Source organism: Pseudomonas sp. SIMBA_068 (assembly GCF_046534705.1).
Taxonomy (GTDB): domain Bacteria; phylum Pseudomonadota; class Gammaproteobacteria; order Pseudomonadales; family Pseudomonadaceae; genus Aquipseudomonas; species Aquipseudomonas putida.
The window spans coordinates 175,176-197,509 of the sequence record NZ_JAWRYI010000004.1; the positions used below are offsets into that span (position 1 = coordinate 175,176).

At 63.2% G+C, this 22,334-nt stretch carries 19 protein-coding genes; 15 read left to right on the plus strand and 4 right to left on the minus strand.

Features of this window, described 5'->3' with window-relative positions:
* Nucleotides 1-2 precede the first annotated feature (2 nt).
* From murD to lpxC, 9 genes are all read left to right on the plus strand, one after another.
* Complete coding sequence (murD, locus tag SB756_RS12455; protein WP_341796712.1) at nucleotides 3-1,349, plus strand: UDP-N-acetylmuramoyl-L-alanine--D-glutamate ligase; 1,347 nt, start codon at nucleotides 3-5, stop codon at nucleotides 1,347-1,349.
* Nucleotides 1,346-2,560, plus strand: a complete 1,215-nt coding sequence (gene ftsW, locus SB756_RS12460) for a putative lipid II flippase FtsW (protein WP_016488963.1) — start codon at nucleotides 1,346-1,348, stop codon at nucleotides 2,558-2,560. Before murD ends, ftsW begins: the two co-directional genes overlap by 4 nt.
* Nucleotides 2,550-3,629, plus strand: a complete 1,080-nt coding sequence (gene murG, locus SB756_RS12465; RefSeq protein ID WP_059395143.1) for an undecaprenyldiphospho-muramoylpentapeptide beta-N-acetylglucosaminyltransferase — start codon at nucleotides 2,550-2,552, stop codon at nucleotides 3,627-3,629. Before ftsW ends, murG begins: the two co-directional genes overlap by 11 nt.
* Entirely contained in the window at nucleotides 3,622-5,070 is a 1,449-nt protein-coding gene (murC, locus tag SB756_RS12470; RefSeq protein ID WP_016498049.1) for a UDP-N-acetylmuramate--L-alanine ligase, read from the plus strand. Before murG ends, murC begins: the two co-directional genes overlap by 8 nt.
* Entirely contained in the window at nucleotides 5,067-6,023 is a 957-nt protein-coding gene (locus tag SB756_RS12475) for a D-alanine--D-alanine ligase (RefSeq protein ID WP_063422306.1), read from the plus strand. The genes murC and SB756_RS12475 overlap by 4 nt, the downstream gene beginning before the upstream one ends.
* A gap of 5 nt (nucleotides 6,024-6,028) precedes the next feature.
* Entirely contained in the window at nucleotides 6,029-6,898 is an 870-nt protein-coding gene (locus SB756_RS12480) for a cell division protein FtsQ/DivIB (protein WP_016498051.1), read from the plus strand.
* A gap of 14 nt (nucleotides 6,899-6,912) precedes the next feature.
* Nucleotides 6,913-8,175 carry a cell division protein FtsA gene (ftsA, locus tag SB756_RS12485; protein WP_016488959.1) on the plus strand — a complete coding sequence of 421 codons (1,263 nt, stop codon included), beginning with the start codon at nucleotides 6,913-6,915 and terminating at the stop codon, nucleotides 8,173-8,175.
* A 55-nt stretch (nucleotides 8,176-8,230) separates the two neighbouring features.
* On the plus strand, nucleotides 8,231-9,427 hold the full coding sequence (ftsZ, locus tag SB756_RS12490) for a cell division protein FtsZ (protein WP_016488958.1): 1,197 nt from the start codon (nucleotides 8,231-8,233) through the stop codon (nucleotides 9,425-9,427).
* Between the two features lie 112 nt (nucleotides 9,428-9,539).
* Complete coding sequence (lpxC, locus tag SB756_RS12495; protein WP_003251873.1) at nucleotides 9,540-10,451, plus strand: UDP-3-O-acyl-N-acetylglucosamine deacetylase; 912 nt, start codon at nucleotides 9,540-9,542, stop codon at nucleotides 10,449-10,451.
* Between the two features lie 47 nt (nucleotides 10,452-10,498).
* On the opposite strand, the gene SB756_RS12500 is transcribed toward lpxC, so the two are convergent.
* Complete coding sequence (locus tag SB756_RS12500) at nucleotides 10,499-10,954, minus strand: DUF721 domain-containing protein (RefSeq protein ID WP_043198044.1); 456 nt, start codon at nucleotides 10,952-10,954, stop codon at nucleotides 10,499-10,501.
* 302 nt (nucleotides 10,955-11,256) lie between these two features.
* Here SB756_RS12500 and secA point away from each other — a divergent pair, with 302 nt between their 5' ends.
* The 4 genes from secA to SB756_RS12520 all read left to right on the plus strand — a co-directional run bounded on the left by secA (nucleotide 11,257) and on the right by SB756_RS12520 (nucleotide 17,033).
* A complete protein-coding gene (secA, locus tag SB756_RS12505; protein WP_341796710.1) occupies nucleotides 11,257-13,992 on the plus strand; it encodes a preprotein translocase subunit SecA in 2,736 nt (911 codons plus the stop codon).
* A gap of 195 nt (nucleotides 13,993-14,187) precedes the next feature.
* The gene (argJ, locus tag SB756_RS12510; RefSeq protein ID WP_410910907.1) at nucleotides 14,188-15,405 is read left to right on the plus strand and encodes a bifunctional glutamate N-acetyltransferase/amino-acid acetyltransferase ArgJ; all 1,218 of its coding nucleotides are present in this window, start codon (nucleotides 14,188-14,190) and stop codon (nucleotides 15,403-15,405) included.
* 54 nt (nucleotides 15,406-15,459) lie between these two features.
* A complete protein-coding gene (locus SB756_RS12515) occupies nucleotides 15,460-16,092 on the plus strand; it encodes a glutathione S-transferase family protein (protein ID WP_019471522.1) in 633 nt (210 codons plus the stop codon).
* Nucleotides 16,089-17,033, plus strand: coding sequence for a Nudix family hydrolase (locus tag SB756_RS12520; protein ID WP_341796708.1), 945 nt, complete (start codon nucleotides 16,089-16,091; stop codon nucleotides 17,031-17,033). Before SB756_RS12515 ends, SB756_RS12520 begins: the two co-directional genes overlap by 4 nt.
* Before the next feature lie 31 nt (nucleotides 17,034-17,064).
* On the opposite strand, the gene SB756_RS12525 is transcribed toward SB756_RS12520, so the two are convergent.
* The 3 genes from SB756_RS12525 to SB756_RS12535 are packed head-to-tail and all read right to left on the minus strand — an operon-like array spanning nucleotide 17,065 to nucleotide 20,613.
* Nucleotides 17,065-17,631, minus strand: coding sequence for a cob(I)yrinic acid a,c-diamide adenosyltransferase (locus SB756_RS12525; protein ID WP_016498060.1), 567 nt, complete (start codon nucleotides 17,629-17,631; stop codon nucleotides 17,065-17,067).
* Nucleotide 17,632: 1 nt separating this feature from the next.
* Entirely contained in the window at nucleotides 17,633-19,657 is a 2,025-nt protein-coding gene (locus SB756_RS12530) for an ATP-binding protein (protein ID WP_341796707.1), read from the minus strand.
* Between the two features lie 38 nt (nucleotides 19,658-19,695).
* The gene (locus tag SB756_RS12535; RefSeq protein WP_341796706.1) at nucleotides 19,696-20,613 is read right to left on the minus strand and encodes a putative 2-dehydropantoate 2-reductase; all 918 of its coding nucleotides are present in this window, start codon (nucleotides 20,611-20,613) and stop codon (nucleotides 19,696-19,698) included.
* Between the two features lie 100 nt (nucleotides 20,614-20,713).
* Between SB756_RS12535 and SB756_RS12540 the strand changes: the two genes are divergently transcribed.
* Together SB756_RS12540 and SB756_RS12545 are read left to right on the plus strand one after the other, a co-directional pair.
* Nucleotides 20,714-21,199 carry a YajQ family cyclic di-GMP-binding protein gene (locus tag SB756_RS12540; protein ID WP_016498063.1) on the plus strand — a complete coding sequence of 162 codons (486 nt, stop codon included), beginning with the start codon at nucleotides 20,714-20,716 and terminating at the stop codon, nucleotides 21,197-21,199.
* A 114-nt stretch (nucleotides 21,200-21,313) separates the two neighbouring features.
* On the plus strand, nucleotides 21,314-22,156 hold the full coding sequence (locus SB756_RS12545; RefSeq protein WP_016498064.1) for a mechanosensitive ion channel family protein: 843 nt from the start codon (nucleotides 21,314-21,316) through the stop codon (nucleotides 22,154-22,156).
* The last annotated feature ends 178 nt before the right edge of the window (nucleotides 22,157-22,334 follow it).

Below are 22,334 nucleotides of genomic sequence, written 5' to 3' on the forward strand. Positions count from 1 at the left end.
GCGTGTCTTTGATCGCTTCCGACCAATTCCGCATCGTTGTCGGCCTCGGCAAGAGCGGCATGTCCCTGGTTCGCTTCCTGGCGAACCGGGGCATTGCCTTTGCGGTCGCCGACACCCGCGAGCTACCGCCGGAACTGGACACCCTGCGCCGTGATTACCCGCAGGTGGAAGTGCGCTGTGGCGAGCTGGACGTGGACTTCCTGTGCCGCGCCAACGAGCTGTACGTGAGCCCTGGCCTGGCCCTGGCCACCCCGGCCCTGCAGCAGGCAGCCGCGCGTGGCGTGAAGCTGTCCGGTGACATCGAGCTGTTCGCCCGGCACGCCAAGGCGCCGATCGTTGCCATCAGCGGTTCCAACGCCAAGAGCACCGTGACCACTCTGGTCGGCGAAATGGCCGCCAAGGCCGGCAAGCGCGTGGCGGTGGGCGGCAACCTCGGTACCCCGGCGCTGGACTTGCTGGCTGATGACGTCGAGCTGTACGTGCTGGAGCTGTCCAGTTTCCAACTGGAAACCACCGACCAGCTCAACGCAGAAGTGGCCACTGTGCTGAACATCAGCGAAGACCACATGGACCGCTACAGCGGCCTGCCGGCCTACCACCTGGCCAAGCACCGGATTTTCCGCGGTGCCCGCCAGGTGGTGGTCAACCGCCAGGACGCCCTGAGCCGGCCACTGCCGGTGGAAGGCCGCCCATGCTGGACCTTCGGCCTCAACCAACCCGACTTCAAGGCCTTTGGCCTGCGTGAAGTGGACGGTGAAAAATACCTGGCGTTCGAATTCCAGGCGCTGATGCCGGCGCGCGAGCTGAAGGTTCGCGGTGCCCACAACCAGTCCAACGCCCTGGCGGCACTGGCCCTGGGGCATGCCGCTGGCCTGCCGTTCGAGCCCATGCTCGAAGCCCTGCGTGAGTTCGGTGGCCTGGCCCACCGGTGCCAGTGGGTGCGCGAGCGTAATGGCGTGAACTGGTACGACGACTCCAAGGCCACCAACGTCGGTGCTGCCCTGGCCGCCATCGAAGGCCTGGGTGCCGATATCGAAGGCAAGTTGGTGCTGATCGCCGGTGGCGACGGCAAAGGTGCTGAATTCACTGCGTTGCGCGAGCCCGTCAAGCGCTTCTGCCGCGCCGTGGTATTGCTTGGCCGTGATGCCGAGCGCCTGGCCGAAGCGTTGGGTAATGACGTGCCGCTGGTACGGGTCAAGACCCTCGAGGACGCCGTGCAGCAGTGTGCCGAACTGGCCCTGGCCGGCGATGCGGTGCTGCTGTCGCCGGCGTGCGCCAGCCTCGACATGTTCAAGAACTTTGAAGAGCGCGGGCGCCTGTTTGCCCAGGCAGCGGGAGGTCTTGCATGATCTTCGGCATCTTCAAGCCCTACCCGTCGCCGCTGATCAGCGGTCGTGGCATCGACCTGGACTTCCCGATGCTCGCCGGCTGCCTGGCCTTGCTTGGCCTGGGCCTGGTGATGATCACCTCGGCGTCCTCGGAAGTGGCCGCGGTGCAGTCGGGCAACCCGCTTTACCACATGTTCCGCCACCTGGTTTACGTGTTCCTTGGCCTGGTTGCCTGCGGCGCGACCATGCTGGTGCCGATCGCCACCTGGCAGCGCATGGGCTTCATGATGCTGCTGGGCGCCTTCGGCCTGCTGGTGCTGGTGCTGGTGCCGGGTATCGGTCGCGAAGTGAACGGCTCCATGCGCTGGATCGGCTTCAGCTTCTTCAACGTCCAGCCTTCGGAAATCGCCAAGGTGTTCGTGGTCGTCTACCTGGCGGGTTACCTGGTGCGCCGGCAGACCGAAGTGCGCGAAACCTGGATGGGCTTCTTCAAGCCGTTCATCGTGCTGCTGCCCATGGCCGCCCTGCTGCTGATGGAGCCGGACTTCGGTGCCACCGTGGTGATGATGGGCGCGGCGGCGGCCATGCTGTTCCTCGGCGGGGTTGGGCTGTTCCGCTTCAGCCTCATGGTGGTGTTGGCGGTGCTGGCGGTGTTTGTGCTGGTACAGGCGCAGCCCTACCGGATGGCGCGGCTTATCACCTTCACCGACCCGTGGTCCGACCAGTTCGGCTCGGGTTACCAGCTGACCCAGGCGCTGATCGCCTTCGGCCGTGGCGAGTGGCTGGGTGTTGGCCTGGGCAACAGCGTGCAGAAGCAGTTCTACCTGCCCGAAGCGCACACCGACTTCGTGTTCTCGGTACTGGCCGAAGAGCTGGGTGTGGTCGGTTCGCTGCTGACCATTGCACTGTTCGTGTTCGTGACCGTGCGTGCCCTGTACATCGGCCTGTGGGCCGAGAAGGCCAAGCAGTTCTTTGCCGCCTATGTGGCCTTCGGCCTGGCGTTCCTGTGGATCGGCCAGTTCCTGATCAACATCGGGGTGAACGTCGGCCTGCTGCCAACCAAGGGCCTGACGCTGCCGTTCCTCAGTTACGGGGGCAGTTCGCTGGTGATCTGTTGCGCCTGCGTAGGCCTGTTGCTGCGTATCGAGTGGGAGAGCCGCACGCACCTGGGCAGCGAGGAACACGAGTTCAGCGAAAGCGATTTTGCCGAGGAGACCAGTCATGGCCGCTGACGGCAAGAACATACTGATCATGGCGGGCGGCACCGGGGGCCACGTATTCCCGGCCCTGGCCTGCGCCCGTGAATTCCAGGCGCGTGGTTTTACCGTGCACTGGCTGGGCACCCCGCGTGGCATCGAGAACGAGCTGGTGCCACAGGCTGGCCTGCCACTGCACCTGATCCAGGTCAGCGGCCTGCGCGGCAAAAGCAAACTGTCATTGCTCAAGGCGCCATTCACCCTTATCAAGGCCGTGCTGCAGGCGCGACGCATCATTCGCCAGCTCAAGCCGGTCTGCGTGCTGGGCTTTGGCGGCTACGTGACCGGCCCCGGCGGTGTGGCCGCGCGGCTGTGCGGCGTGCCGCTGGTGATCCACGAGCAGAACGCCCGTGCCGGTACCGCCAATCGGTTGCTGGTGCCACTCTCGGCGCGGGTCTGCGAAGCTTTCCCGAACACCTTCGAGGCCAGCGACAAGCGTCGCACCACCGGCAACCCGGTGCGCCCGGAGCTGTTCATGGATGCACAACGCGCGCCCCTGGCCCAGCGCCGTGCGCGCCTGCTGGTGCTCGGTGGCAGCCTGGGTGCGGAACCATTGAACAAATTGTTGCCTAAGGCCCTGTCCGAGGTCCCTGCCGCGCTGCGGCCAGAGGTGTTCCACCAGGCCGGTAAGCAACACGCGCCAATCACCGCCGAGCGTTATCACGAGGCGGGCGTCGAGGCTCAGGTAGAGCCCTTCATCAAGGACATGGCTCAAGCCTATGGCTGGGCCGACATGGTGGTGTGCCGGGCCGGTGCCCTGACCGTCAGCGAGCTGGCGGCAGCAGGCCTGCCTTCGATGCTGGTGCCTTTGCCCCACGCCATCGACGACCACCAGACCCACAACGCCCAATATCTGGCCCGCGAAGGCGCTGCCTTCCTGATGCCACAAGCGACAACTGGCGCAGCGCAGCTCGCTGAACGCCTGAACGAGGTGCTGATGCAACCCGAGAAACTCAACGTCATGGCAGGCACCGCACGGCGCCTGGCCAAACCTGCTGCAACCAGCACCGTGGTCGATATCTGCCTGGAGGTGGCCCATGGTTGAAAGCCAGAAAGCCATGCCCCATCCGAAGATGGGCCGTATCCGCCGTATTCACTTCGTCGGTATCGGCGGCGTGGGCATGTGCGGCATTGCCGAAGTGTTGCTGAACCTGGGCTATGAAGTGTCCGGTTCGGACCTGAAAGCTTCGCCGGTGACCGAGCGCCTGGAATCGTTCGGCGCCGAGATCTTCGTCGGCCACCGCGCCGAGAACGCCGCTACCGCTGACGTGCTCGTCGTGTCCAGTGCCATCAACCCGGCCAACCCGGAAGTGGCTACCGCCCTCGAGCGACGCATTCCGGTAGTGCCACGTGCCGAAATGCTCGCCGAACTGATGCGCTACCGTCATGGTGTGGCCGTTGCCGGTACCCACGGCAAGACCACCACCACCAGCCTGCTGGCGTCGGTGTTCGCTGCCGGTGGCCTGGACCCGACTTTCGTTATCGGTGGCCGCCTGACCGCTGCCGGTACCAATGCCCAGCTGGGCACCAGCCGCTACCTGATCGCCGAAGCAGACGAAAGCGATGCGAGCTTCCTGCACCTGCAGCCGATGGTGGCCGTGGTCACAAACATCGACGCCGACCACATGGCGACCTACGAAGGTGACTTCAACAAGCTGAAGAAAACCTTCGTCGAGTTCCTGCACAACCTGCCGTTCTACGGCTTGGCGGTGATGTGCCTGGACGACCCGGTGGTGCGCGAAATCCTGCCACAGGTGAAACGCCCGACGGTGACCTACGGCTTCAGCGAAGAGGCCGACATTCGCGCCATCAACGTGCGCCAGCAGGGCATGCAGACCCACTTCACCGTGCTGCGCCGTGACTGCGAGCCGCTGGAAGTGTCGGTGAACATGCCTGGCAACCACAACGTGCTCAACGCACTGGCCACCATCGCCATCGCCACCGACGAAGGCATCAGCGACGAAGCCATCGTCCAGGGCCTGTCCGGCTTCCAGGGTGTCGGTCGCCGGTTCCAGGTGTACGGCGAGCTGCCGGTGGAAGGCGGCAGCGTGATGCTGGTCGACGACTACGGCCACCACCCGACCGAAGTGGCTGCGGTGATCAAGGCCGTGCGCGGTGGCTGGCCAAGCCGCCGCCTGGTGATCGTCTACCAGCCCCACCGCTACAGCCGCACCCGCGACCTGTACGACGATTTCGTCCAGGTGCTGGGCGATGCCAACGTGCTGCTGCTGATGGAGGTCTACCCGGCGGGCGAAGAGCCGATCCCGGGTGCCGACAGCCGTCAGCTGTGTCACAGCATCCGCCAGCGCGGCAAGCTGGACCCGATCTACATCGAGCGCGGCGCCGAGCTGGCACCGCTAGTCAAGCCACTGCTGCGCGCTGGCGACATCCTGATCTGCCAGGGTGCCGGCGATGTCGGCGGCCTGGCCCCGCAATTGATGAAAAGCCCGCTGTTCGCTGGCGCCAAGCAGGAGAAGTCGAAATGACCAGCGCCTACGAAAAACTGCACTCGACCCTGGACGTCAAGGCGTTCGGCCGCGTCGCCGTGCTGTACGGTGGCAAAAGCGCCGAGCGTGAAGTGTCGCTGAAGTCCGGTGCGGCGGTGATCGACGCGCTGACCACTGCCGGTGTCGACGTGGTCGCCATCGACGTCGGTGACGACCTGCTCACGCGCCTGCAAAGCGAAAAGATCGACCGCGCCTTCATCATCCTGCACGGCCGTGGCGGTGAAGACGGCAGCATGCAAGGCCTGCTGGAGTGCCTGGGCATCCCTTACACCGGCAGTGGCATCCTTGCCTCGGCGCTGGCCATGGACAAGCTGCGCACCAAGCAGGTGTGGCAGAGCCTGGGCATTCCGACCCCGCGTCACGCGGTGTTGGCGAGCGAAAACGATTGTTTGTTGGCCAGTACGGAACTGGGCTTCCCGCTTATCGTCAAACCCGCCCATGAAGGCTCTAGCATCGGCATGGCCAAGGTGAACAGCGCCCAGGAACTGGTCGCCGCCTGGCAGGACGCCGCCAAATACGATTCCCAGGTACTGGTGGAACAGTGGATCCACGGCCCGGAGTTCACCATCGCGGTCTTGCGCGGCCAGGTGCTGCCGCCGATCGCCCTGGGTACGCCGCACGTGTTCTACGACTACGACGCCAAGTACATCGCCAACGATACCCAGTACCGCATCCCGTGCGGCCTGGATAGCGTCAAGGAACAGGAACTGATCGACCTGACCGCACGCGCCTGTGATGCCATCGGCATCGAAGGCTGGGGGCGGCTGGACGTGATGCAGGACGAGCAGGGCCGGTTCTGGCTGCTCGAAGTCAACACCGCACCGGGCATGACTGATCATAGCCTGGTGCCAATGGCGGCCCGCGCGGCTGGCCTGGACTTCCAGCAACTGGTGCTGGCAATCCTGGCTGAAAGCGTGACGACGCGAGGTTAACAACCATGCAAGGCGCGATGATACGTCAGCAGCAACCCGTTACCGGCCGTAGCAAGCCGGTGCCGCGTGGTGCCAGCCGGCTGGTGGCCGACGAGCCCGTATCGGCGCGCCTGCCGCGGCCAAGCCTGGGAGGCCTCAAGCGCCTGCTGTGGCCGGTGCTGCTGGTGGCGGCCGGCTTTGGTGCCTACGAAGGCGCCATTCGCCTGATGCCGTATGCCGACCGGCCGATCACCAAGATCGACGTGCAAGGCGACCTCAGCTACATCAGCCAGCAGTCGGTGCAGCAGCGCATCGCGCCCTACGTGGCGGCAAGCTTCTTCAGCGTCGACCTGCCAGCGATGCGTGCGGAGCTCGAACAGATGCCATGGATCGCCCACGCCGAAGTGCGCCGGGTGTGGCCTGACGAGGTGGTGATCCGCCTGGAAGAACAGCTGCCGGTGGCGCGCTGGGGTGACGAAGCCTTGCTCAACAACCAGGGCCAGGCCTTCACCCCGCGCGAACTGGCCAACTACGAGCACCTGCCGCAGTTGGCCGGGCCCCAGCGTGCTCAGCAACAAGTCATGCAGCAGTACCAGGTATTGAGCCAGATGCTGCGCCCCATGGGCTTTTCCATTGCTCGCCTGGAGCTGCGCGAGCGAGGCAGCTGGTTCCTGACCACCGGTGCAAGCAGCGCCGGGCCAGGCATCGAGCTCCTGTTGGGGCGTGACCATCTGGTGGAGAAGATGCGCCGTTTCATTGCCATTTACGACAAGACACTCAAAGACCAGATCACCACTATCGCCCGCATTGATCTGCGTTATTCCAACGGACTTGCCGTTGGTTGGCGGGAACCGATTGCACCGACGACGGCCCAACCCGCCGTTGCGAAGAATTAGAGAGAGGCAGGACCATGGCAAACGCGCATAGCGGCAAAATGATCGTCGGGCTGGACATTGGCACCTCCAAGGTGGTGGCGCTGGTGGGCGAAGTGGGCGAAGACGGTACCCTGGAAATCGTCGGGATCGGCACCCATCCGTCCCGCGGCCTGAAGAAAGGCGTGGTGGTGAACATCGAGTCCACCGTGCAGTCGATCCAGCGCGCCGTGGAAGAGGCGCAGCTGATGGCCGGCTGCCGTATCCACTCGGCCTTCGTCGGGGTAGCCGGCAACCACATCCGCAGCCTGAACTCCCACGGCATCGTCGCCATCCGCGACCGCGAGGTCAGCCTGGCCGACCTGGAACGTGTACTCGACGCCGCCCAGGCCGTGGCGATTCCGGCCGACCAGCGTGTGCTGCACACCCTGCCGCAGGACTACGTGATCGACAACCAGGAAGGCGTGCGCGAGCCGCTGGGCATGTCCGGCGTGCGCCTGGAAGCCAAGGTCCACGTGGTCACCTGCGCAGTCAACGCGGCGCAGAACATCGAGAAATGCGTACGCCGCTGCGGCCTGGAAATCGACGACATCATCCTTGAGCAGCTGGCCTCGGCCTACTCGGTGCTGACCGACGATGAAAAAGAACTGGGCGTGTGCCTGGTGGACATCGGTGGCGGCACCACTGACATCGCCATCTTCACCGAGGGCGCCATCCGTCACACCGCAGTCATCCCGATTGCTGGCGACCAGGTGACCAACGATATCGCCATGGCCCTGCGTACCCCTACCCAGTACGCCGAAGAAATCAAGATCCGCTACGCCTGCGCCCTGGCCAAACTGGCTGGCGCCGGCGAGACCATCAAGGTGCCGAGCGTGGGCGACCGCCCACCGCGCGAGCTGTCGCGCCAGGCCCTGGCCGAGGTGGTGGAGCCACGTTACGACGAGCTCTTCACCCTGATCCAGGCCGAGCTGCGCCGCAGCGGCTACGAGGACCTGGTGCCAGCCGGCATCGTCCTCACCGGCGGCACCGCGAAGATGGAAGGTGCCGTGGAACTGGCCGAGGAAATCTTCCACATGCCGGTACGCCTGGGCGTACCGCACAGCGTTCGGGGGCTGAGCGACGTGGTTCGCAACCCGATCTATTCCACCGGTGTGGGCTTGCTCACTTACGGTCTGCTGAAGCAGTCCGAGGACCTGATCCTGACCGGTAACACCAACAGCAGCAACAACAGCTATGGCGATGAACCGAAGGCCCCAGTGCTTGAGCGCTTCAAGAAGTGGGTCCAGGGCAACTTCTAAGTTTCAAAGCAGTAGTGGTAGGCGCAACAACTAGAGAACTGTAAGGAGAGGGAAAATGTTCGAGCTCGTAGACAACGTCCCGCAAAGTCCGGTCATCAAGGTGATCGGCGTTGGTGGTGGTGGCGGCAACGCCGTCAACCACATGGTCAAGAGCAGCATCGAAGGCGTGGAATTCATCTGCGCCAACACTGATGCCCAGGCGCTGAAAAGTATTGGCGCGCGCACCATCCTGCAATTGGGCACTGGTGTGACCAAGGGCCTGGGTGCCGGTGCCAATCCGGAAGTCGGCCGTCAGGCTGCGCTGGAAGACCGTGAGCGCATCGCCGAAGTGCTGCAGGGCACCAACATGGTGTTCATCACCACTGGCATGGGTGGCGGTACCGGTACAGGTGCAGCGCCGATCATTGCCGAAGTGGCCAAGGAAATGGGCATTCTCACCGTAGCCGTGGTGACCCGTCCGTTCCCGTTCGAAGGCCGCAAACGTATGCAGATCGCCGATGAAGGCATCCGCATGCTGGCTGAAAGCGTCGACTCGTTGATCACCATTCCCAACGAGAAACTGCTGACAATCCTGGGCAAGGATGCCAGCCTGCTGTCCGCCTTCGCCAAGGCCGACGATGTACTGGCCGGTGCCGTTCGCGGTATCTCCGACATCATCAAACGCCCTGGCATGATCAACGTCGACTTCGCCGACGTGCGTACCGTGATGGGTGAAATGGGCATGGCGATGATGGGTACTGGCTGTGCCAGCGGCCCGAACCGTGCGCGTGAAGCCACCGAGGCGGCGATTCGCAACCCGCTGCTGGAAGACGTCAACCTGCAGGGCGCCCGTGGCATCCTGGTGAACATCACCGCAGGCCCGGACCTGTCGCTGGGTGAGTACTCCGATGTGGGTAGCATCATCGAAGCCTTCGCCTCTGACCACGCCATGGTCAAGGTCGGCACCGTGATCGACCCGGACATGCGCGACGAACTGCACGTGACCGTTGTGGCCACTGGCCTGGGCGCGCGCATCGAGAAGCCTGTGAAGGTGGTCGACAATACCCTGCAGACTGCCCAGCAAGCGTACGAAGCGTCCAATCCTGCGCCGGTGCGCCAGGAGCAGCCAGCGGTCAACTACCGCGACCTGGAGCGCCCGACCGTGATGCGCAACCAGGCGCATGCAGGTGCTGCCGCAGCCGCTAAACTGAACCCTCAGGATGACCTGGACTACCTCGATATCCCGGCATTCCTGCGTCGTCAGGCTGATTAATGGAATTTATCAGGGGTATAAAGGTGATTGGTATTCATCAAAGGTTGGGTCTGTTATCATCCCCAGCCTTTGTTGATACCTGTTCGCAATTTGCGCTGAAGCGGCCAATGCCATGATTAAACAACGCACCCTGAAGAATACCATCCGTGCCACAGGTGTCGGTCTGCACTCCGGGGAGAAGGTTTACCTGACCCTCAAGCCTGCACCTGTTGACACCGGCATCGTCTTCCGCCGCGCCGATCTCGACCCTGTGGTCGAAATCCCTGCGCGTGCGGCCAACGTCGGCGAGACAACCATGTCGACGACGCTGGTCAACGGTGACGTCAAGGTCGATACGGTCGAGCACCTGCTCTCCGCCATGGCGGGCCTGGGCATCGATAACGCCTACGTCGAGCTCTCCGCCTCGGAAGTGCCGATCATGGATGGCAGCGCCGGACCCTTTGTATTCCTGATTCAGTCTGCCGGCCTGGAAGAACAGGACGCAGCCAAGAAGTTCATCCGCATCCTGCGTGAGGTAACCGTGGAAGAGGGCGACAAGCGCGCCACGTTCCTGCCTTTCGAAGGTTTCAAGGTGAGCTTCGAGATCGACTTCGATCACCCGGTGCTTCGCAACCGGACCCAGAGCGCCAGCGTCGATTTCTCCAGCACCTCGTTTGTGAAAGAAGTCAGCCGCGCGCGTACTTTCGGCTTCATGCGTGACATCGAGTACCTGCGCAAGCACAACCTTGCGCTGGGTGGCAGTGTCGAGAACGCCATCGTGGTCGATGAGGACGGCGTGCTCAACGAGGACGGCCTTCGTTACGAAGACGAATTCGTCAAGCACAAGATCCTCGACGCCATTGGCGACCTTTACCTGCTGGGCAACAGCCTGATTGGCGAGTTCAAGGGCTTCAAGTCCGGCCACGCGCTGAACAACCAGCTGCTGCGCAAGCTGATTGCAGAAACCGATGCCTGGGAAGTGGTCACTTTCGAAGATGCCAGCACGGCACCGATCTCGTACATGCGCCCTGTTGCGGCCGTGTAAGTTCGAACACTCTCTAGTTCATTAAGGCCACCTTCGGGTGGCCTTTTTTATGGCTTGTTCCTGGCGTGGGCGGCCAACCGTTCCAGCGCTGCGCGCAGCTTGGGGTCGGTGATGCCCTCGGCGGTGTCGCGCAGGCTTTCGGCGGCGCTGATCGACAGCTCTGCAGCATGCCCACCTCGCTTGGCTGGCACCAGCGGTGGCTGCACCTTGTAGAGGATGCGCCTGAGGTTGCCGAATGCTTCCATGGCTTGTAATGCTGCCAGCAGGCGCTTCTGCTGGTAGCGCAGGCGGGTTGCCCAATGGCCGTCGGTAACCACCAGCAACAAAGTGCCATCGCGCCACGATGCCACATGGCAGTGCTCCCGGGCAGCTGGTTGCAGCTGGCTTTCCAGCAGGCGCTGCAGGTGCTCCAGGCGTTCGGCCTGGTTCAGCAGCAGGCGCAACGGGCGCACCTGGCGCAGCAGTGCGGAGGGTGGCTGGGCAGGGGAGGGTTTGTAGGCCATGGGGTACGCATGAGGTTGCAAGGGCAGCAGTTTAACACCTCTATAGCCTGTGCCGGCCTCTTCGCGGGTAATAGAAGATAAGACTAATTCTCGATAGCTTTCATGTTGCCAAGGCTTGAACTCAGGGAAAATGCCCCTATCTAAGACAGGCCCCTGCCAAAACGCTGTAATAGCATCGTGGAAATCCACCACTTTCCTCACCATCGTTTCCGGGTAGAATGCTCGTTCGCATGCGGCCTCAGGGCTGCACGGGCGACTCATGGGGCCGCCCTCCATCCCTACGTGTGGAAGATCCTGCCGATATGTTTGCGCCTTTGTTAAAAAAACTTTTTGGAAGCAAGAACGAGCGTGAAGTGAAACGCATGCTCAAGACGGTGAGTATCGTCAATGCCTTCGAAGAGAAGATGGTGGCCCTCTCCGACGAGCAACTGCGGGGCAAGACCGCAGAGTTCAAGGAGCGTTTGGCCAAAGGCGAGACACTGGACCAATTGCTGCCTGAAGCCTTCGCCGTGGCCCGAGAGGCCGGCAAGCGCGTAATGGGCATGCGCCACTTCGATGTGCAGCTGATCGGTGGCATGACCCTGCACGAGGGTATGATCGCAGAAATGCGTACCGGTGAAGGCAAGACCTTGGTCGGTACCTTGGCCGTGTACCTCAACGCACTGTCCGGCAAGGGCGTGCACGTGGTCACCGTCAACGACTACCTGGCTCGCCGTGACGCCAACTGGATGCGCCCGCTGTACGAATTCCTCGGCCTGTCGGTAGGTATCGTTTCGGCCTTCCAGCCGCCGGAAGAAAAGCGCGCCGCCTATGCGTCCGACATTACCTACGGCACCAACAACGAATTCGGTTTCGACTACCTGCGCGACAACATGGCGTTCAGCCAGGAAGAGAAGTTCCAGCGTGAACTCAACTTCTCGGTAATCGACGAAGTCGACTCCATCCTCATCGATGAGGCGCGCACCCCGCTCATCATTTCCGGCCAGGCTGAAGACAGCTCCAAGCTGTACATCGAGATCAACCGCCTGATCCCGCGCCTGACCCAGCACATCGAAGAAGTCGAAGGCCAGGTCACCCAGGAAGGCCACTTCACCATCGACGAGAAGAGCCGCCAGGTCGAGCTCAACGAAGCCGGTCACCAGTTCATCGAAGAGATGCTCACCCAGGCCGGCCTGCTGGCCGAGGGCGAGAGCCTGTATTCCTCGCACAACCTGGGCCTGCTGACCCACGTTTACGCTGGCCTGCGCGCGCACAAGCTGTTCCACCGCAACGTCGAATACATCGTCCAGGACGGCCAGGTCCTGCTGATTGACGAGCACACCGGCCGTACCATGCCAGGCCGTCGCCTGTCCGAGGGCCTGCACCAGGCCATCGAGGCGAAAGAGAACCTGAATATCCAGGCCGAGAGCCAGACCCTGGCTTCGACCACCTTCCAGAACTACTTCCGCCTGTACACCAAGCTGTCCGGCATGACCGGGACCGCCGACACCGAAGCGTTCGAGTTCCAGTCCATCTACGGCCTCAACGTGATGGTGATCCCGCCGAACAAGCCGCTGGCACGTAAAGACTTCAACGACCTGGTGTACCTGACTGCCGACGAGAAATACGCCGCGATCATCGCCGACATCAAGGAAAGCATGACCCACGGCCGCCCGGTGCTGGTGGGTACTGCCACCATCGAAACCTCCGAGCACATGTCGAACCTGCTGCTCAAGGAAGGCATCGAGCACAAGGTACTGAACGCCAAGTACCACGAGAAGGAAGCCGAGATCATCGCGCAGGCCGGTGCGCCAGGCGCACTGACCATCGCCACCAACATGGCCGGTCGTGGTACCGACATCCTGTTGGGCGGTAACTGGGAGGCTGAAGTGGCCACCCTGGAAAACCCGACACCCGAGCAGATCGCCCAGATCAAGTCGGACTGGCAGAAACGTCACCAGCAAGTGATCGAGTCGGGCGGCTTGCACGTGATCGCTTCCGAGCGCCACGAATCGCGCCGTATCGACAATCAGCTGCGTGGCCGTTCGGGCCGTCAGGGTGACCCGGGTTCCAGCCGCTTCTACCTGTCGCTGGAAGACAGCCTGATGCGCATCTTTGCCTCTGACCGGGTGAAGAACTTCATGAAGGCACTGGGCATGCAGTCGGGCGAGGCCATCGAACACCGCATGGTCACCAACGCCATCGAGAAGGCCCAGCGCAAGGTCGAAGGCCGTAACTTCGACATCCGTAAGCAATTGCTCGAATACGACGACGTGGCCAACGAGCAGCGCAAGGTGATCTACCACATGCGCAACAGCCTGCTGGCCGCCGAGAACATCGGCGACACCATCGCAGAATTCCGCCAGGAAGTACTGGACGCTACCATCAGCCAGCACATCCCGCCGCAGTCGCTGCCCGAGCAGTGGGATGTGGTCGGCCTGGAAGCTGCGTTGGCCAGCGATTTCGCCATTAAGCTGCCGATCCAGCAGTGGCTCGACGAGGACGATCACCTCTACGAGGAGACCCTGCGCGAGAAGCTGCTGAACGAGATCACCACCGCCTACACCGAGAAGGAAGACCAGGCCGGTATCGACGCCCTGCGTACCTTCGAGAAGCAGATTCTGCTGCGCGTGCTGGACGACCTGTGGAAAGACCACCTGTCGACCATGGACCACCTGCGTCACGGTATTCACCTGCGTGGCTATGCGCAGAAGAACCCGAAGCAGGAGTACAAGCGCGAGTCGTTCAGCCTGTTCCAGGAGCTTCTCGAGTCGATCAAGCGCGACACCATCCGCGTGCTGTCGCACGTTCAGGTTCGCCGCGAAGATCCGATCGAAGAAGAAGCCCGCCTGCGCCGCGAGGCCGAGGAACTGGCCAGCCGCATGCAGTTCCAGCATGCCCCTGCCCCGGGTCTGGAAAGCGAGCAACTGAGCGAGGAGGGCGCCGAAGCGGCGGTCGTCGCAGCGCCAGTGCGCAACGACCAGAAGCTGGGCCGCAACGAGCCGTGCTGGTGCGGTTCGGGCAAGAAGTTCAAGCATTGCCACGGGCAGATCGAGTGATCTGATTCATTTGCTGTAACGTCACAAACCGGGGGCCGCTTTGCGGCCCATTCGCGGCACAAGGCCGCTCCTACAGGGACCGCGCCCGACCCAATGGTTGCGATGCCCCTGTAGGAGCGGCCTTGTGCCGCGAATGGGGCGCGAAGCGGCCCCGCTCTTCCATCATCACTTCACCGTTTTTCTAGGAGCGCTCTAATGGCTGTTGGTCTTGGTCCTTTGCCTACCCTGCACCCGGTTCCGGGTTTTGAACTCGGCATCGCTTCTGCCGGCATCAAGCGCCCGGGGCGCAAGGATGTAGTGGTCATGCGCTGTGCCGAAGGCTCCAGCGTGGCTGGCGTGTTCACCCTCAACGCCTTCTGCGCAGCGCCGGTGATCCTGTCCAAGCAACGTGTACAGGGCACCGTGCGCTACCTGCTGACCAACACCGGTAACGCCAACGCCGGTACCGGCGGGCCAGGCCTGGCCGCCGCCGAACGTACCTGCGCCAAGCTGGCCGAGCTGGCTGGCGTGCCGGCCGAGTCGGTACTGCCGTTCTCTACCGGCGTGATCGGCGAGCCACTGCCGGTCGAGAAGATCGAAGGTGCACTGCAGGCCGCCCTCGACAACCTGTCGGAAAACCACTGGGCTGAAGCTGCCACCGGCATCATGACCACCGATACCCTGCCCAAGGGCGCCAGCCGTCAGTTCCAGCACGATGGCGTGACTGTTACCGTCACCGGCATCAGCAAGGGTGCAGGTATGATCCGCCCGAACATGGCCACCATGCTCGGCTACATCGCCACCGATGCCAAGGTTGCCCCGGCAGTGCTCAAGGACCTGATGCTGGACGGCGCCAACAAGTCGTTCAACCGCATCACCATCGACGGCGACACCTCGACCAACGACTGCTGCATGTTGATTGCAACTGGCAAGGCCAACCTGCCGGAAGTGACCGAAGCCAGCGGCGCGCTGTTCGAAGCCCTGAAAAAGGCCGTGTTCGAAGTGTGCATGGAGGTGGCCCAGGCCATCGTCCGTGACGGCGAAGGCGCGACCAAGTTCGTGACCGTGCAGGTCAACGGTGGTGGCAACCACCAGGAATGTCTGGACGTCGGCTATGCCGTGGCCCACTCGCCACTGATCAAGACCGCACTGTTCGCCTCCGACCCGAACTGGGGCCGCATTCTGGCCGCCGTTGGCCGCGCTGGCGTGCCGGAGCTGGATGTCAGCCTGATCGACGTGTACCTGGACAGCGTATGCATCGCCAGCAAAGGCGGCCGCAACCCGAGCTACACCGAAGCGCAGGGTTCGGCAGTGATGGCCCAGGAAGAGATCACCATCCGCATCGAGCTGGGCCGTGGCCAGTGCAGCGAAACCATCTGGACCACCGACCTGTCCCACGAGTACGTGAAGATCAACGCCGAGTACCGTACCTGATCGAAAATGGGGCTGCAAAGCAGCCCCAGCATTCCAAACCGATGGAGCCGAACAATGAGCTATCACCTGATCATCGGCGACAAGCTGTATTCCTCCTGGTCGCTGCGTGGCGCCCTGGCCCTCGAGCTGGCTGGCGTGCCCTACGAAGAAACCCTGATCAAGCTGAACCAGCCTGATACCCGCCAGCGCATCCTCGCTTTTTCCTCCACCGGCAAGGTGCCGCTGCTCAAGAGCGAGCACGGTGTGATCGCCGATTCCCTGGCCATCGCCGAATACCTCAACGAACAGCACCCCGAGGCCCAGCTGTGGCCTGTCGACGCAGCCGCCCGCGCCCAGGCCCGTTCGGCTTGCGCGCAGATGCACAGCGGTTTCTTCGCCCTGCGCGGTGCCATGCCGTTCGACCTGTCGCGTGACCAGGCGCTGGACAATGTGCCGCTGGACGTGCAGGTCGACATCGACCGTATCGTCGCGCTGTGGTCCGAATGCCGCGTGGTGGCCAAGGACAGCGGCCCGTTCCTGTTCGGCAAGCCGAGCCTGGCCGATGCCTTCTTCGCCCCGGTGGCCGTGCGCCTGCGCACCTACCGCGTGGAAGTGCCGGCAGAGGCGGCAGCCTACATCGAAACCATTTATCAGTGGCCAGCCTTCCAGGCGTGGCAGCAGGCCGGCCTGGCGGAGCGTGAAGGGTGAAACGGATACATGTTGTAGCGGCGGTCATTCGCGGTACTGATGGCCGCATTCTTATTGCACGCAGGGCCGATACCCAGCACCAGGGCGGCCTGTGGGAGTTTCCCGGTGGCAAGGTGGAAGAGGGTGAAGGCGTGGAAGCGGCGCTGGCCCGTGAGCTGCGCGAGGAGCTGGGCATCGAGGTGACCCGCTCGCGTGCGCTGATCAAGGTCAGCCATGACTACCCGGACAAACAGGTGCTGCTGGACGTGCGCGAAGTCGAAGCGTTCACGGGCGAGCCTCATGGCGCAGAAGGGCAGCCGCTGGAGTGGGTGTCGCCACGGGACCTGGCGCAATACGAGTTCCCCGAGGCCAACAAGCCGATCGTGGCTGCCGCGCGTCTGCCGGACCAATACCTGATTACCCCGGATGGCCTGGAAGTGCCACAGATGCTCAAGGGCATCCAGAAGGCGGTGGCTAATGGTACTCGCCTGATCCAGTTGCGGGCGCCGGACATGTACGACCCCAAGTACCGTGATGTGGCGGTGGATGCTGTGGGGTTGTGTGGGGGCAAGGCGCAACTGATGCTAAAGGGGCCGCTGGAATGGCTGGGTGATTTCCCGTCGGCCGGTTGGCACCTGACGGCAGCGCAGTTGCGCAAGTACGCTGCCAAGGGCCGGCCGTTCCCCAAGGAGCGCTGGCTGGCGGCGTCCTGCCACAGCGCCGAGGAGCTGGCGCTTGCTGAACAGATGGGCGTGGACTTTGTCACTTTGTCGCCGTTGCAGGCGACTCAGACTCACCCAGAGGCGGTGCCGTTGGGATGGGATGAGGCGCAGCGGTTGATTGCCGGCTTCAACAAGCCGGTTTACCTGCTGGGTGGCGTAGGGCCGGGTGAGCGCGAGCATGCCTGGGAAGCCGGTGCACAGGGTGTAGCCGGTATCCGGGCGTTCTGGCCCGAGGCCTGAGTAAGGGGGCTGCAAAGCAGCCCCGGTAATATCAGCCCTCAGGCTTTGGCGCAGGCTGCCACAAAACCTCAGCCACCCCCTGGCGCCGCCCGATGATCCGCGCCGCCACGAACAGTAGATCGGAAAGCCGGTTGATATACGCCAAGCCAACGCCTTCCAGTGGCTCCACGGCATTCAACTGCTGGCACCGCCGCTCCGCACTGCGCGCCAGGCTGCGGCACACATGCGCCTGCGCCACCAGCGCCGAACCACTGGGCAAGATGAAGTTCTTCAACGGCCCCAGCTCTTCGTTCCACACATCGATGGCCGCCTCCAGGCGCTCCACCTCTGCCAGGGTCAACGCCTGGTAGCTCGGCATCGCCAGCTCACCCCCCAGGTCGAACAAGCGGTGCTGACACGGCACCAGCACGGTGCTCACCTCGTCCAGGCCTTGCTCGTCCAGGCCCGCCAGCAGTAGGCCTAACTGGCTGTTCAGGCTGTCCACCTCGCCAATCGCCTCGATCCGTGGGTGGTCCTTGGGCACCCGGCGTCCGTCGCCCAGGCCGGTTTCGCCCTTGTCGCCGGTGCGTGTGTAGATCTTCGACAGGCGATAGCCCATGTCACTTCTCCGTGTTGGCCGGCGTCGCCGGCTGGACGAGGGGCAGGCGCAGGGTAAAGCAGGTGCCCTGGCCGGGCGTGGACTGCACTTCCATCTGCCCCTTGTGGTTGTTGGTGATGATGAAATACGAAACCGACAGGCCCAGGCCAGTGCCCTGGCCGATTTCCTTGGTGGTGAAGAACGGCTCGAAGGTGCGTTTGCGCACGGCCTCGGGCATGCCGACGCCGTTGTCCTCAACCTGGATTTCCGCCCATGGCGGGTTTAGCCGGGTGCGCAGGGTAATGCGCCCGGGCTCGCAGGGCTGTGGCCGCACGTGGATGGCCTGCGCCGCGTTTTTCAGCAGGTTGAGCAGTACCTGTTCCAGTTCGTTGGCCGTGCAGGGCACGGGCCCCAGTTCAGGGTCGAACTGGCGCACGATGGCCTGGCCCTTGAAGTCGAAGCCGATGGTCAGGTCAAAGTCATTGCCGGCAATGTCCACCGCCTGGTCGATCAGTGCCGGCAGGTCGCACGGCGCCAGCTGGCGGTTGCTGCGGCGGCTGAAGCTGAGCATGTGGGTGACGATCTTCGCTGCCCTGGCGCCTGCCTGCTGAATGCCATCGAGCAGTTGTGGCACCTCGCGGCTTTCCAGGTAGCGGTTGACCGTGGCCAGGTCGATGTCCAGTTCTTCGGCCTGCTCCTGGTTGCGCGGCAACTCGGGCGACAGGCGCCGGCGAATGTTCTGCACGTTGTGCAGGATGGCGCCCAGCGGGTTGTTGATCTCGTGGGCCATGCCTGCTGCCAGGCCACCGACCGAGAGCATCTTCTCGGATTGCACCATCATCTCTTCCAGCGACAGGCGCTGGGTAATGTCGTCGATGCGGATGACCACCCCGCGCCCACCGCCGCCGGTCAGCGGGTAGAAGGTCAGGGCGTAGTGGCGCAGGTCATCGCCCTTGGCCCAGGTGACCCGCTCGATCTTCGCTACCCGGTGCTTTTCCACGGTTTCCTTCAACTGCGGCAAAAACGGCTTGAGCGGCTCGAAGGCGATGAACACCGGCTGGTTCAGCGCTTCGTCCAGTGGCGTACCGGAAAGCACCGTGGCTTCGTGGTTCCACTGGGTCACGTAAAGCTGTTCGTCGAGGGCGATCAGCGCCGAGGGCATCGAGTCGATGATGCTGTTGAGGTAGTTCTGGAAGCCTGTGAGTTTTTTCTCGATCTTGCTGCGCACCTGCACTTCCAGCTCAAGCTTGCGGTTGGTATGGCGGGTTTCCTCGGCCAGGCCCTGGGCCTGGTCGTAGGCGCTCTGGAATTCGTCCCGCGCGCGTTTCAGCTGCTGCTCGCGGCCTTCGATGCGCGAGAGCATGGTGTTGAAGGCTTCGGCCAGGCTGCCGATTTCGTCGTCGTTGCCGCGCTTGGCGCGCAGGGCATAGCTCTCTTCGCGGGTAACCTGGCGGCTGAGCTCCTCGAGCTGGTTGATTGGCTGGGTGATCAGGCGCTTTATCTGCCGGGCGACCACAATCCACAGCAGGATGCTGAACACCAGGATGCCCATGCTGGCGCTCAGGGTGCCGGTGTAGAACGCCGTGGGCAGCTCGCTGCTGGCCACCAGCAGCATGTGCGCCGGCGGGTTGGCGTCGCGCGGTATGCGGATCAGCTGGGTGCTGCGAAACTCCATCAGGCGCCAGCCGTCGATGTTGCGAAAACGCTTGGGCAGGGCCAGCGGCTCGCCATGCTGCAGCTGCGCCAGCATACGCCCATCGCCGCCGTAGACGGCGGCGGCGCGTAGTGGCGTGTAGCTGTCCAGTTCCTTGAGCAGGGCGCTGGCGGTTTCCGGGGTGTCGCCGGCGCGGGCGGCAAGCTGCGGGTTGGCTACCAGCCGGCCGATGGTCTGCAGTGCCTGGGGGGCCATGCTTTCCTGGGTGATCCAGTAGGCGGCGCTGATGAAGGTGAGGTTGGCCACCAGCAGGATGGTCACCAGCAATACCAGCAGGGCCGCCAGCAGCTTCTGCCCGACCGGGAGGTTTTCCAGGCGTTGGCGCAAGGTCATGGGCTAGGCAATGTCCGTATCCGGTTGAAAGGGCCGCGTCAGTCGCAGGGCAAGCCACGCGTGCGCAAGTTATCGACCAGGCGCTGTTGCAAGCGTTCCAGCAGTGGCAATTGCAGGCCATGGCGCCCGGCCGCTCGGCAGGCATGGCCGAGCAGGTAGTGCACCTCGGTGCGTCGGCCCGCGCGGACGTCCTGGTACATGGAAGAGTAGTTGGCCGCGGTGGCAAGGATCACCCGCTGTACTTCTTCGCTCAGCTCATCTGCCGCTTCCGGCTGGCCGCAGCGCCGCAGCAACTGGACCAGTTCGGCGCTCAGCGCATCGACTTCTCCCAGATGCCCCAGCAGGCCGCCGTTCTGGCATTCGTGCAGCACGGTCAGCGGGTTGATGGCGCAGTTGAGGGCCAGCTTGCGCCATAGGCGGGTGAGGATGTCCACCGTCCATTCGGCAGGGATACCGGCTTCGTGCAGGTCATCGAACCAGGCGGGCATTGCAGGGTTACGTGGGTCGCCCAGCCAGTTGAAACCGTGGCCGGCAAAGCGCACCTGCCACTCCCCCTCGCGAAAGGCACCTTCGGTGCTGGAAGCGAAGATGCAGCGTGCGTGGGGTACCAGGTCGGCCACTTCGTCCTGGCTGCCCAGGCCGTTCTGCAGCAACAGCACTTCGGCACCCTCGGCCAGCCGCGGTGCCACACCGGCAATGGCCTGCGCCGCGTCGTAGGCCTTGCAGGCCACCAGCAGGCGGTGGATGGGGCCCTGCGCCTGGGCGGTTTCGGCGGGGATGGCGTAGTGGCGGGGCTGGTCCTGTTCGACCAGGGTCAGGCCGCCGGACTGCTGATAGGCGTGCAGGCGTTGCCCGTCACGCAGGATCAGGCGCACGGCCTTACCCGCGCGCGCCAGGCGGCAGGCCCACAGGCTACCGAGGCTGCCGGCGCCGAGAATATGCCAGGTGCTGCTCATATGCGTTTCGCAACCCGTTATAATGAGCCCGCATTTTAACCGTCTAACTCAGCGTGCTCCATCTTCAGACCGAGCGCGCTTTATTTTTTGGAGAACAACCATGCCTTCGTTCGACGTGGTATCGGAACTGGACAAGCACGAAGTGCAGAACGCCGTTGATAACGCCATCAAGGAACTTGATCGCCGTTACGACCTGAAAGGCAAGGGCACCTTCGAGTTCAAGGAAAAAGATCAGACCGTTCTGCTGACCGCCGAGGAAGAGTTCCAGCTCGAAGCGATGCTGGAAATCCTGCGCCTTGCACTGGTCAAGCGCAAGATCGACGTGAAATGCCTGGAAACCCAGGACCCGTACCCATCCGGCAAGGAAAAGAAGCAGGAAGCCAAGTTCCGCGAAGGCATCGACAAGGACCTGGCGAAAAAGATCGTTGCCACCATCAAGGATGGCAAGCTGAAAGTACAGGCCGCCATCCAGGGCGAGCAGGTGCGTGTAACTGGCAAGAAGCGTGACGACTTGCAGGAAGCCATTGCTCTGCTGCGCACCAAGGAATTCGATATGCCGCTGCAGTTCAACAACTTCCGCGACTAATGCAGGTGCTGCCCGGAACCCCGATGGCGTAATGATGTCCATGGGGGCCGGGACTGTGTAAATGCGCGCAGCCTGTTCTACCGTGTACTTGCCGCTCGGCATCAGGAGATGAATATGGATTTGAACGCTGAAGTCGATCAGCTCGTCCGCCAATCCCAGACCTGGATCCCGTTGATCATGGAGTACGGCAGCCGCGTGCTGCTGGCGCTGCTGACCCTGGCGGTCGGCTGGTGGATCATCAACAAGGTCAGCGCCCGCCTCGGCAAGCTGGTTGGCCTGCGCAACGCCGACTTGGCGCTGCAGGGCTTCATCAGCACCCTTGCGAACATCGTGCTGAAGGTGCTGCTGATGGTCAGCGTGGCGTCGATGATCGGCATCGAGACCACCTCGTTCGTTGCCGCCATCGGTGCCGCTGGTCTGGCCATCGGCCTGGCCTTGCAGGGCAGCCTGGCGAACTTCGCCGGCGGTGTGCTGATTCTGATGTTCCGCCCGTTCCGTATCGGTGACTGGATCGAGGCGCAGGGCGTTGCCGGCACCGTCGACAGCATCCAGATCTTCCACACCGTGCTGCGTACCGGTGACAACAAGACTGTGATCATGCCTAACGGCAGCCTGTCCAACGGCATCATCACCAACACCAACCGCCAGCCGACGCGCAAGGTGGTGTTCGATGTGGGTGTGGACTACGAGGCCGACTTGCAAAAGGCCCGCAACGTGCTGCTGGAGCTGGCCAAGGATCCGCGTGTCCTGCCCGACCCGGCACCGCAGGCTGTAGTGGCGACGCTGGGCGACAGCTCGATTACCGTCTCGCTGCGCTTGTGGACCAAGACGTCCGATTACTGGGACGTGATGTTCATGCTCAACGAGCATGCGCGTGACCGGTTGAAGGCCGAAGGGATCGACATTCCGTTTCCACAGCGGGTGATCCGTGTGGTGCAGGAGACTGCAGCGCAGTAATACCGCTTTGTCATCGACCGGGGCCACTTCGCGCCCCTTCGCGGGCTTGCCCGCTCCCACAGAGATTCCGTAATCCGTGTGGGAGCGGGCAAGCCCGCGAAGGGGCGCGAAGCGGCCCCAGTTTTTACACTTGTTCACAGCAATTGCTCGGCTTTTCTGGCATATACCCTGGCCCCAC

What these genes read in the sequence shown, in the direction of transcription:
- ftsW (WP_016488963.1), top strand. Translation starts at nt 1,346, where the DNA reads ATGATCTTCGGCATCTTCAAGCCCTACCCGTCGCCGCTGATCAGCGGT.
- murG (WP_059395143.1), top strand. Translation starts at nt 2,550, where the DNA reads ATGGCCGCTGACGGCAAGAACATACTGATCATGGCGGGCGGCACCGGG.
- murC (WP_016498049.1), top strand. Translation starts at nt 3,622, where the DNA reads ATGGTTGAAAGCCAGAAAGCCATGCCCCATCCGAAGATGGGCCGTATC.
- SB756_RS12475 (WP_063422306.1), top strand. Translation starts at nt 5,067, where the DNA reads ATGACCAGCGCCTACGAAAAACTGCACTCGACCCTGGACGTCAAGGCG.
- SB756_RS12480 (WP_016498051.1), top strand. Translation starts at nt 6,029, where the DNA reads ATGCAAGGCGCGATGATACGTCAGCAGCAACCCGTTACCGGCCGTAGC.
- ftsA (WP_016488959.1), top strand. Translation starts at nt 6,913, where the DNA reads ATGGCAAACGCGCATAGCGGCAAAATGATCGTCGGGCTGGACATTGGC.
- ftsZ (WP_016488958.1), top strand. Translation starts at nt 8,231, where the DNA reads ATGTTCGAGCTCGTAGACAACGTCCCGCAAAGTCCGGTCATCAAGGTG.
- lpxC (WP_003251873.1), top strand. Translation starts at nt 9,540, where the DNA reads ATGATTAAACAACGCACCCTGAAGAATACCATCCGTGCCACAGGTGTC.
- SB756_RS12500 (WP_043198044.1), bottom strand. Translation starts at nt 10,954, where the DNA reads ATGGCCTACAAACCCTCCCCTGCCCAGCCACCCTCCGCACTGCTGCGC.
- secA (WP_341796710.1), top strand. Translation starts at nt 11,257, where the DNA reads ATGTTTGCGCCTTTGTTAAAAAAACTTTTTGGAAGCAAGAACGAGCGT.
- argJ (WP_410910907.1), top strand. Translation starts at nt 14,188, where the DNA reads ATGGCTGTTGGTCTTGGTCCTTTGCCTACCCTGCACCCGGTTCCGGGT.
- SB756_RS12515 (WP_019471522.1), top strand. Translation starts at nt 15,460, where the DNA reads ATGAGCTATCACCTGATCATCGGCGACAAGCTGTATTCCTCCTGGTCG.
- SB756_RS12525 (WP_016498060.1), bottom strand. Translation starts at nt 17,631, where the DNA reads ATGGGCTATCGCCTGTCGAAGATCTACACACGCACCGGCGACAAGGGC.
- SB756_RS12530 (WP_341796707.1), bottom strand. Translation starts at nt 19,657, where the DNA reads ATGACCTTGCGCCAACGCCTGGAAAACCTCCCGGTCGGGCAGAAGCTG.
- SB756_RS12535 (WP_341796706.1), bottom strand. Translation starts at nt 20,613, where the DNA reads ATGAGCAGCACCTGGCATATTCTCGGCGCCGGCAGCCTCGGTAGCCTG.
- SB756_RS12540 (WP_016498063.1), top strand. Translation starts at nt 20,714, where the DNA reads ATGCCTTCGTTCGACGTGGTATCGGAACTGGACAAGCACGAAGTGCAG.
- SB756_RS12545 (WP_016498064.1), top strand. Translation starts at nt 21,314, where the DNA reads ATGGATTTGAACGCTGAAGTCGATCAGCTCGTCCGCCAATCCCAGACC.